The 940-nt window shown below is 73.0% G+C and carries 1 protein-coding gene and 1 pseudogene; both read right to left on the reverse strand.

The window, feature by feature from the left end:
* Positions 1–618 (reverse strand): YhgE/Pip family protein (locus D8M29_RS12480; protein WP_161972466.1); only part of this gene is annotated, 618 nt, incomplete at its 3' end.
* A pseudogene (locus D8M29_RS12485) lies at positions 618–940 on the reverse strand (hypothetical protein); the annotation flags it as partial. The pseudogene D8M29_RS12485 and the gene D8M29_RS12480, both read right to left, overlap by 1 nt.

Below are 940 nucleotides of genomic sequence, written 5' to 3' on the forward strand. Positions count from 1 at the left end.
TATCCCGTCCTCCAGCCGGCTCGCGCCGTCCACCGCGGAGGCCGTGCCGTCGGCCAGCTGCGCGGCACCGTCGGCGGCGTCCACCATGCCCGACCGCAGCTCGCCGAGGCTGGCGAAGACGGCCTCGAAGTACGCCTCGATCGCGGACCGGTTCACGGCGGCCTCGACCTTGGCCTGGCTCGCGTTCGTGACGGAGCCGATCACGAAGCCGTTGGCGTCGTCTCGGCGCAGGGTGATCTGCGCCTGCCGCGGTGTCCCGCCGCCCTCGGGGCTGACGAGGTCACGACTGAGCTCGGCGGGGATCTCCAGGACGAGGTAGTACCGGCCCTCCCGCAGTCCCTCCTCGGCCTCCTCCCGCGTGGTCTCGCGCCAGTCGAAGGCGCGGTCGTCCTTGAGGCGTTCGGTCATGTCCGCGCCGGTGCGCAGCGTGGTGTCACCGCGCTGGACGGGCTCGTCCTCGTTGACGATCGCCACCGGCAGACGGTCCATGGCCCCGTAGGGGTCCCAGTTCGCGGACAGGTACAGGGCGCCGTAGATGGCGGGGACGAGGAAGATGAACAGCAGGGCGAGCAGGGGCAGGCCACGGCGGAAGCGTCGCAGCTCGTAGCGGAACAGCATCAGTTCTCCCGGACGGGGGACAGGGTGAGGACGACGGCGTCACGCGGCACGGGCGCGGAGGCCACGGCGCTCACCGCGAACGGGTGGCCGTGGTCCTTGAGGACGTCCAGGGCCGCGTGGAGCGCGGCCAGCTCATCGAGGGTCAGGGTGGCGTCCACGTCGTCGAAGGTGACGAGGCGGGCCGGGCGCAGGCAGGCGACGACGGCGGCCAGCAGCGCGCGATCGGGCGCGGACAGCTCCCCGACGACGGCCTCCGGCGCCACGGTCAGCCTCACCGCGTCGGCGAGGAGGGCGAAGCGTGCGCGGCCGGCGCGAGATCGGA

Origin of the sequence: Micrococcus sp. HSID17227 (genome assembly GCF_003989405.1) — a bacterium.
GTDB lineage: Bacteria > Actinomycetota > Actinomycetes > Actinomycetales > Micrococcaceae > Micrococcus > Micrococcus luteus.